Annotated in this window: 7 protein-coding genes, 1 tRNA gene and 1 other RNA gene; 4 read left to right on the top strand and 5 right to left on the bottom strand. The window is 60.0% G+C overall.

The genetic code is table 11. The features are described from left to right. Positions 1-407: hypothetical protein (locus AAA021_RS09420; protein ID WP_349089026.1), on the top strand; the 407-nt coding region annotated here is incomplete at its 5' end. Positions 408-914: 507 nt separating this feature from the next. Here AAA021_RS09420 and ffs read toward each other — a convergent pair. Both ffs and tadA read right to left on the bottom strand, forming a co-directional pair. Continuing rightward, positions 915-1010, bottom strand: an RNA gene (gene ffs / locus AAA021_RS09415) — signal recognition particle sRNA small type. A 454-nt stretch (positions 1011-1464) separates the two neighbouring features. Continuing rightward, a complete protein-coding gene (tadA, locus tag AAA021_RS09410) occupies positions 1465-3246 on the bottom strand; it encodes a tRNA adenosine(34) deaminase TadA (protein WP_349089024.1) in 1782 nt (593 codons plus the stop codon). Between the two features lie 51 nt (positions 3247-3297). On the opposite strand from tadA, the gene AAA021_RS09405 reads away from it, so the two are divergent. Beyond that, positions 3298-3387, top strand: a tRNA-Ser gene (locus AAA021_RS09405). Positions 3388-3390: 3 nt separating this feature from the next. Here AAA021_RS09405 and AAA021_RS09400 read toward each other — a convergent pair. Further along, entirely contained in the window at positions 3391-3975 is a 585-nt protein-coding gene (locus AAA021_RS09400; protein ID WP_349074770.1) for a TetR/AcrR family transcriptional regulator, read from the bottom strand. A gap of 211 nt (positions 3976-4186) precedes the next feature. Between AAA021_RS09400 and AAA021_RS09395 the strand changes: the two genes are divergently transcribed. Continuing rightward, positions 4187-4738 (top strand): LemA family protein, encoded by a 552-nt coding sequence (locus AAA021_RS09395; RefSeq protein WP_171021549.1) that lies wholly within the window; start codon positions 4187-4189, stop codon positions 4736-4738. A gap of 564 nt (positions 4739-5302) precedes the next feature. On the opposite strand, the gene AAA021_RS09390 is transcribed toward AAA021_RS09395, so the two are convergent. Both AAA021_RS09390 and AAA021_RS09385 read right to left on the bottom strand, forming a co-directional pair. Further along, complete coding sequence (locus AAA021_RS09390; RefSeq protein ID WP_035138743.1) at positions 5303-6355, bottom strand: branched-chain amino acid aminotransferase; 1053 nt, start codon at positions 6353-6355, stop codon at positions 5303-5305. 289 nt (positions 6356-6644) lie between these two features. After that, positions 6645-7292 carry a VTT domain-containing protein gene (locus AAA021_RS09385; protein ID WP_349089022.1) on the bottom strand — a complete coding sequence of 216 codons (648 nt, stop codon included), beginning with the start codon at positions 7290-7292 and terminating at the stop codon, positions 6645-6647. Between the two features lie 223 nt (positions 7293-7515). Here AAA021_RS09385 and cysE point away from each other — a divergent pair, with 223 nt between their 5' ends. After that, on the top strand, positions 7516-8220 hold the full coding sequence (gene cysE, locus AAA021_RS09380; RefSeq protein WP_040359553.1) for a serine O-acetyltransferase: 705 nt from the start codon (positions 7516-7518) through the stop codon (positions 8218-8220). Positions 8221-8377: the final 157 nt, after the last annotated feature.

Genomic DNA, 8377 nt, shown 5'->3' with positions numbered 1-8377 from the left:
AAAGTGAGGCAAAGGAAGCTAAAGCCCACATCGACGAGGACATAGCCAAGCGAAATGCGCTCCTCGGCGATTTGGAAAAGGCGCAAGCGGCCTATGACGACGCCTGCAAGGCATACGAAGAGGCAAAGGCCGCGGCAGATAAGACCACCTCTCCCGAGATAACGAAACCCGCCGAGACGACAAAACCCTCCAGCTCAGCGCAGCCGGCCGAAACGGCACAGCCCGCCAGCTCGCCCGCGACCGGCAAATACGCTCCATCGAGCTCCACCAAGCAAGCAAATACGACCACCGGCAAGCTCGCAAACACGGGCGACACAGCGCCGAGCGCAATCGCACTCGCAGCAGTCGCCGCCGCAGGCCTCGGAATAACCGCCACAGCCACACGCCGCATCAGGAACTCAAAATAGCTGCCAGAGCATACCACCTTCGCCAATCCACAAACCCAGAGAGAAAAGAGGCCCGTTTCCCCAACCCAGGGAAACGGGCCTCTTTAACTGCAAAAATTCAAGCAACAGCACCGCCGCCTCTTGAACCACATAGCCATCAATGCCCAGACAACACCAGCAAGCCGCATTCCACAAGGGATAGATTTAAATTAGATAAACGCGCCTTTACGGATGATTTTTGGACGACGGGGCCCGGTCGGCGGCGAGGTGTTTGGTAGTCGAGCGATCCCGCAGGCGAAGCCGAGGACCAGCGAGACACCAAACACCTCGCCGCCTCCTGACGCGTAGCCATCGATGTTTTGGCAAAGCCAGCGAGCGCCACCCAGAGCGAACAAGTTGGCATGAAAAAGGCAAGGCATAGACCTTCTGGTCATGCCTTGCCTTTTGAATGACAAATTGTCGCTCTGGGTGGCGCGCAGCGTCGAGCATTGCGCGGTTTGGTAAAACCGCGCAAAAAGAAAGCCCGTGCGCTCGATGGATTCGGATGCCCGACAGAGGCTCCTTATGGCTGCTTCCTTCCGGACCTGACCAGATTCGGAACATGTCGTCATCCGAACCCATCGAACGCGCTAGGCGCTCGGTATATCTTACCTGCTCCCGCCCGCCAGAGCAAGGTAGCTAATTTGGGACGGAGCTTTTTTGACTACTTTTGCAGCCCGATTGCCAGAGCAGCCAATGAGTAGTCAAAATAGTCCGATCCCAAAATGACCGGCTTGGTGCCGCACCACAGAAAGGGCCCATCTACTACGTTTAGGCCGCAGGGGTCAACCATAGCCGGCTTTTTCGAAAATCGGCAAGCTTTCTACCTGCGGTTTTGTTTTTGCAAATTCCGGGATGGTCGAAGGTGGCCGGTTTAACGTAGTAGATGGCCGCATTTCGTGGCAAACGGTCCGACCCAAGACCCAAGGCAGCCAACCTCGAATGGTCATTCTCGAAGTTGCGGTGGAATACGGACTGAATTGGCACCTTAAAGGCAAAAACACTCCGTATTCCACCGCAACTTATAGGGAGATAGGCCTTAGAGGCGAGCGAGGTCATAGGCTTGGGCGGCTGACTCGCCGGCACAGATGAGGTTGGCAGTGGCTTCCCGTGGTTCGAGTGCCTGGTCGAGGGGCATGGGCTTGCGGCAGATCGGAAGCACCAAGTCGATGCCCTGCACACACACCACATCCAGGTTGACGGCGCGACCACCCACGACGGCAACCACCGGTTTGCCATATCGCTTGGCGCGGCGAGCCACACCAACCGGCGCCTTACCGGCGGCAGACTGCTCATCCATATTGCCCTCGCCCGTTATGACCAGGTCGACATCGCGCACGCGCTCGTCAAACCCCACGAGATCGAGCACCGTCTCCACGCCCGAACGCAGCTCCGCCCCGAGCGCCAGCAGCGCGGCACCCAGGCCGCCTGCGGCACCGGCACCGGGCACTCCGAGCACCGAGCCAAATGTCCGAGCACCCTCGGGCACGCGCAACAATCCCTGAGCCCGCACCCCGGTAATTGCCGCATCGAGCAGGCGACCGTAGCCGACCATCCAGCTGTCGTACCTGCGCAGCGCCTCAGCGTCATCCGTCGGCAGGCCCTTCTGCCCGCCAAACACCGCCAGCGCACCGCGGCGTCCCACGAGCGGATTCTCGACATCCGAAAGCACAACGATACGAGCGCCGCTCAGTGCACGAAGCGCTAACGTCAAATCGATACTCGACACGTGTTCAAGGCCCGCAAGACCGGGGGCGACATCGCAGTCCTGATCATCGACCACACGCGCGCCCAGCGCCTGCAGCATGCCGGCGCCACCGTCGTTGGTGGCGCTGCCGCCCAGACCAATATAGAGTGTCTTTGCGCCCATGCGAACCGCGCGAAGCATGAGCTCGCCCACGCCATAGGTTGTGGCCGCCAACGCCGCCGACTCCGCACAAGGCGAATACCCAATGCCGGCCGCCTCGGCCATCTCAATTACAGCCGACTCGCACTCGACATCAACCAGCATCCGGGCAGACGCGCGCTTGCCCAAGGGACCTGCCACCTCGCAGGTCACAATCTCACCGCCGCACGCGGCAACGGCATCGAGCGTTCCCTCGCCACCATCTGCCAGCGGCAATGTACACACCTCGGCATCGGACCACACACGGCGTATGCCCTCGGCAACCGCCGCCTCCGCCTGCGCACTCGACACGCTGCCCTTAAAGGAGTCGATCGCCAGCAGCACACGGCGGGGCCGGCGGCACGCAGGGCCAAAGTCAACCGCCTCAACGGCGATATCTTCGGCACACGCGAGCGCCTCGGCATGAGCGGCATGCGCCTCAAGATCGGCCCCACAACCGCCATCAGCGCCGCCTGCTCCGCGCAGACCGCCAAAATAGCTACTCAGCAGCTCACGGCATTCATCCGCCAGGACCCCGGCCGTCACGTTAAACCGATGATTCAGGCGCGAGTCGGCATTCAAATCGTATAGGGATCCCAGCGCGCCCGCCTTGGCATCGGCCGCGCCATACGCACAGCGTCCAACGCGCGCGTTGACCATAAGCCCCGCACACATGCAGCAAGGCTCGAGCGTTACATAGACCGTGCAATCGGAAAGGCGCCAGCGGCCAAGCGCCTGGGCGGCAGCGCACAGGGCCGCGAACTCTGCATGAGCCGAAGGATCCTGATCGAGCTCGCGACGATTATGCGCCCGCGCGACAACCTCGCCGTCGCGCACCACTACGGCTCCGATGGGCACCTCGCCCACCGCCGCGGCGGCTCGCGCCTCGGCCAGCGCCTCGCGCATGAACTTCTCGTCGATTTCGGTGATCGTCATCGTTCGCCTTCCCTGTTGCAAATTCAAAACGATGCTATCATTACGACTCACGGAGAGATGGCAGAGCGGTTGAATGCGGCGGTCTTGAAAACCGTTGAGCGCGAGAGCGTTCCGGGGGTTCGAATCCCCCTCTCTCCGCCACTCCTAGTGATGCACCGGTGTCATGGTCCGCTCAAACAGTGCATCGACCACGTCGGCTATCTCAGGTCGACGCTCAAGATCGTGGCCCGATTCCCACCATATCGTGAAAAGTCGAATAATACCGCCGGCGACAAACTCAGACGTCGTCTCGAGTGACACGGGGGCCAGGGCATCCTCGGCAAGCACGTTCATCACACGCTCGCGGATGGAGCGGGCAATGCGGTCGCAAATAACGTTGGTCAACATGCCCGACATGCTGCTTGCCAAAATGTTATCCATGAGCCGCTCGTGCGCCAGAATCAAATCCATGGCATCGTCCAAAATCGCGTGCCGAAGCGCGCGCACGTCCTCGGCAGATACCGCGCCGGCCTCATCGGGCTGTTTTTGCGGCAAGCCCGACATGAGCTCATCGATATAAAAGGCAAAGTAATCGTTCTTGTCGCGAAAGTGCTTGTAGAACGTCGTGCGGCGAATCATGGCGCGGTCGCACAGCATGGCAACCGTCAGGTCCTCAAAACGATGCTCCTCGAGAAGCTCGGTAAAGGCATCGAACAGGGCGCAGTAGGTTTTCTTGATGCGAAGGTCCACTGGTATCGCCATCCTCAGGGCAAAGACAACACTCGTCAATCTGTCGCATATCTTACACCTGTACCTCGCGCGCTTTGCCCCGGTGCCGACCCCGACGAAAACACAACGCTTACCGGAAAGTTCGGCACGGCAAAACGTTGCGGGTATACTAGTAGCGTTATACCAACGGCAGCTGGCGCATGCCGCCGCGGCCATTCGAAACGGAGACATCATGCTTCCCGTCATCATCGGCATCGTTGTTGTCATTGTGATTGCCTGCGCCATCGCCGGCATCTACAACAACATGGTCACCAAGCGTAACCGCATCGATAACGCCTGGCAGAACATCGATACGCAGCTGCAGCGCCGTAACGACCTGATCCCCAACCTGGTCGAGACCGTCAAGGGCTACGCCAAGCACGAGCAGGAGACGCTCTCCGCCGTGATCAGCGCGCGTAACACCGCCGTCAAGGCCACCACGCCCGAGGCCAAGATGGAAGCCGACAACGTGCTGACCGGCGCACTGCGCCAGCTCTTCGCTGTGGCCGAGGCCTATCCCGATCTTAAGGCAAACACCAACTTTACGCAGCTGCAGGCATCGCTCGAGGATACCGAGAACAAGATTAGCTATGCACGCCAGAGCTACAACGACTGCGTGCTCAGCTACAACAACGCCATTCAGACGTTCCCGGCTGTCATCTTTGCCGGCATCTTCCAGTTTAAGGAGCGCCAGGGCTTCGAGGCCGCCGAAGCAGCCCGTCAGGCCCCGACCGTCAAGTTCTAGTAGTTTGGCAGCGCATCCTTAATCGGCCAAATGCATAAACCGCCCCGTCGAATGCATACTTCGACGGGGCGGTTTCCTTTTTCGCGAAGGTCCCCCTCTAAGCGCCGTGCATTTTTAGGAGTATTCAACATAACCAAGAGCTTCGGGCGCCACGATAAATGCCAAAGACCGCGAATATCCCTGCAAATCAACCGCTGTCAGCCCATAACCCCGCCCATCATCCGTAGAAAACATCGAGAAATCCCGATTTTTTGCCCGAGGTCGGTATGCAGGGGCCTTCGATTGCAGAATACTCGCAAAAATGCACGTCGCCACCGCCCCCACATGGCGCGAAGCAAAACACAAGCGCGGCCTAAAAGGCCGCGCACCATCTTTAATTCAAATCTATATTGCCCGTACGACAGCGCCAGGGTGACGCAGGCCCGAGGGCGACCTTCCTTTCCGGCGCACTCCGCAGGACGAAAGAGCCTCCGCCGCACGAAGTGCGCAGCGGAGGCTCTTTCATGTCCGAGGACGCGCCGGAAAGGAAGGTCGCCCTCGGGCCGGACATATCCGTAAGACAAATCACGCGACGGTGTAAACCCAGTTGTGCTTGTCCTCGACAGCACCGGACTGGATGCCAGTCAGGGTCTCGCGGAGCTTCTTCATCACAGGGCCGATCTCGGTGTATCCAGCCGGGAAGGTCACGGTCTCGTCGGCGCCGTAAACCTTGTTGTCGATTTCGCCAACCGGAGAGATGACGGCAGCGGTGCCGCACAGGCCGCACTCCACAAAGGTGCCGGCCTTGACCTCGGCCCACTCGACGGGGCGCTGGTCAACGGTCATGCCCAGGTCCTGAGCAACCTGAACGAGCGAACGGCGAGTGATGGAGGGCAGGATGGAGTCGGTGTGCGACTGCGGGACGACGAGCGTGCCATCCTCTTTCACGAACAGGACGTTGGCGCCACCGGTCTCCTCGACATAGGTGCGGGACTCGGAGTCGAGATACAGGTTCTCGGCATAGCCCTCGCGATGGGCCTCCATCGTGGGCTTGAGGGACATGGCGTAGTTCAGGCCGGCCTTGATGTTGCCGGTGCCGTGCGGGGCCGCGCGGTCATACTCGGAAACGCGCAGCTTAACGGGCTTGAGGCCACCCTTAAAGTACGGACCGACCGGGGTCACGAGAATGCGGAACGTGTACTCAGGAGCGGGAGCCACGCCGATCACGTCACCGGAGCCGATCATAAACGGACGCACGTACAGGGTCGCGCCGGAGCCGAAGGGCGGAACCCAGGCGGCGTTGGCAGAAACGACCTGCTTGACGGCCTCAACGAACTTGTCCTTGGGGAACGGGGGCATCTCGAGGCGCTGCGCAGAGTTGTACATACGCTCGGCGTTCATGTCGGGGCGGAAGCAGACGATGCTGCCGTCCTCGGCGGTGTAGGCCTTCAGGCCCTCAAAGACCTCCTGGCAGTAATGGAAGATGCCGCCGCACTCGGAGACATGCAGGGTGTGGTCGGTGGTCAGGCCACCCTCGTCCCACTCGCCGTCCTTCCAATGGGCCTCGTAGCTGTAATCGGTCTTCATGTAGCCAAAGCCGAGGCTACCCCAATCGATATCCTTCTTCTCGACAGTCATATGTCGCTCCTTACATACACAGTTGCATACTCGCGAACCCGCACGCAAGGACCGAGGCCGACCGCGTCGCAACGTCGCACGCCCGGAGCGTAGAGCCGGACGGGACACGCGAACAGCATCAAAACCGATGGCACGTCGATTCGCATGCACGAGATTGTACTCCGCACGCGCGTCGGATAAAACGTTTTTCTTTAACTAACTAAAGTAATTTCATTTGACCGAAGCTGAAGAGGCCCGCCACCGTAAGCTGTGACGGGCCTCAACTGCACGGTTTGCGCGCTGGCTCGAGCTACGCGTTCTTTTTGCCCAGCTTAGCCTTAACCAGACCGACCGCGGTCGGGATGATCGACACGGCAACGATGCCGACGATCAGCAGCTCAAAGTGCTCCTGCACAAAGGGGATGCCGCCAAAGAAGTAGCCCAGCAGCGTAAAGAGCGTCGACCAGGTAATGCCGCCCAGCACGTTAAAGATAACGAAGTTACGCCAGTGCATGCCGCCCATGCCGGCGATAAAGGGCACAAAAGTGCGGATAAACGGGAAGAAACGGCCCAGGAAAATAGCCAGGTGGCCCCACTTGTCCAAGAAGTCCTCGGACTTTTTAATGCGCTCGGGCGTCATGGCCTTGACCTTGCCCGAAGCGATGATCTTTTTGCCAAAGAAGTGACCGATCATAAAGTTGCACTGATCACCCAAGATGGCAGCCGCCCATGCGACGGCCAGCAGGGCCACGATGTTAAAGCCACCGTTGTGGGCAAAGAAGCCCGAAGCAAACAGCAGTGAATCGCCAGGAAGGAACGGGAAGAACACCACGCCCGTCTCGATAAAGATGATCAGGAACACGCAGCCGTAGGCCATAAGCGGGCCGGCGGCGATCCAGCTGGCGATCGCGGTGCGCGGATCCTTAAGCAGCTCGGCGATAAAATTGATGAAACCCATGAAGTAAAACCTCTCAGTTGTGGGCGCGGATACGTCCAAGTTGACCAGTATACGGTTGCGGTGCCCCCTCGTGCGCAACCCCACAAAAGCATGACTCCATTACCAGCAAGTTTGCATAACTGACATCTGTAGCGCAATGGCTCCAAGATTGTCCTTCCTAATCCCTAGCAAATCGCTATACTTTATTGAATCGCATTGCCATGGCGCTAAGGGAGGGCGGCCGGTGAGCTTTATCAATACCATTCGCGAGGACATCAAGACCGTCCAGGCGCAAGACCCCGCTGCGCAAAACGGTCTGGTCATCTTCCTTTCCTATCCTGGCCTGCACGCCAAGTGGAATCACGTGCCCGAGCACTGGCTGTGGGAGCACGGTCATCGCTCACTCGCCCGTGTGCTCTCGCAAATCACCCGCCACATCACCGGCGTCGAGATTCATCCCGCCGCGCAGATCGGCAAGCACTTCTTTATCGACCACGCCATGGGCGTCGTCATCGGCGAAACCACCGTCGTGGGCGACAACTGTGTGCTTTACCAGGGCGTTACGCTCGGCGGCACCGGCAACGAGACCGGCAAACGCCACCCAACGCTCGGCGATAACGTCACCGTGGGCACGGGTGCCAAGGTGCTCGGCAACATTCACATCGGCAACAACGTCAAGATCGGCGGCAACTCGGTCGTCGTCAAAGACGTGCCCGACAACTGCACCGTCGTGGGCGTGCCGGGACGCATCATCAAGCGCAACGGCTGCCGCGTGTTCGAGGAGAGCTTCGATGCCAAGCAGCATCGCGAGTACATGCCCGACGACGCCGCCGAGCAGAGTGCCCTCAACCGCCAAGGCATCACCGAGAACGCCCGCCGCGTCAAGGAACTCGAGCGAGAGGTGGCCGAGCTCAAAGCCCTCGTCGCCAAGCTCGTGGACGAACGCTAGAGGCGGACGACCACCGACAACACTGACGCCAATCAGAACCACCCTTAAAAAGGGTGGTTTGCTCTTAGGGTATAACCCACGGGCCCCGGGCTCGCGTCTAAAGGCGCGGGCCCGGACTTCGTCCAGGCCTAGTGCATCTTGACCCGTGGCGCGCCGG

The organism is Collinsella sp. CLA-JM-H32 (assembly GCF_040098165.1).
Lineage (GTDB): Bacteria > Actinomycetota > Coriobacteriia > Coriobacteriales > Coriobacteriaceae > Collinsella.
This window is presented reverse-complemented; position numbering and strand designations above follow the sequence as displayed.

Excerpts from the sequence above, each read along its gene's own strand:
- AAA021_RS09385 (WP_349089022.1), bottom strand. The coding sequence starts at position 7,292 with ATGGGTTTCATCAATTTTATCGCCGAGCTGCTTAAGGATCCGCGCACC.
- tadA (WP_349089024.1), bottom strand. The coding sequence starts at position 3,246 with ATGACGATCACCGAAATCGACGAGAAGTTCATGCGCGAGGCGCTGGCC.
- AAA021_RS09395 (WP_171021549.1), top strand. The coding sequence starts at position 4,187 with ATGCTTCCCGTCATCATCGGCATCGTTGTTGTCATTGTGATTGCCTGC.
- AAA021_RS09390 (WP_035138743.1), bottom strand. The coding sequence starts at position 6,355 with ATGACTGTCGAGAAGAAGGATATCGATTGGGGTAGCCTCGGCTTTGGC.